Below are 303 nucleotides of genomic sequence, written 5' to 3' on the forward strand. Positions count from 1 at the left end.
CAGCAGGCTCATGCGGCACCGCCCGTCCGGGCCGGGACCGGGGTGCACCACTCGGGGTGCTTGCCGAGGCCGCGGACCGCGTCGTCGTAGTGGTTCTGCAGGGCGCGGGTCAGCGGGCCCGGGGTGACAACGCCGAAGGGGAGACGGTCGACGCTGGTGACCGGCAGCAGCTCGGACATGGTGCCGCAGAGGAAGACCTCGTCGGCCACGTACAGCTCGGTGCGGTCGACGGGGCGGTGCTGGAGGGTCAGGCCGAGCTGCTCGTCGGCGAGGCGCGCGACGGTGTCGACGGTGATGCCCTCC

General features: G+C 73.3%; 1 protein-coding gene. It reads right to left on the reverse strand.

Going from position 1 to position 303, the window contains the following annotated elements:
* Window positions 1-8: 8 nt before the first annotated feature.
* On the reverse strand, window positions 9-303 hold a 295-nt coding region (locus J0695_RS43315; RefSeq protein ID WP_206970281.1), incomplete at its 5' end, for an aminotransferase class IV.

The organism is Streptomyces beijiangensis (assembly GCF_017315755.1).
Classification (GTDB): Bacteria; Actinomycetota; Actinomycetes; order Streptomycetales; family Streptomycetaceae; genus Streptomyces; species Streptomyces beijiangensis.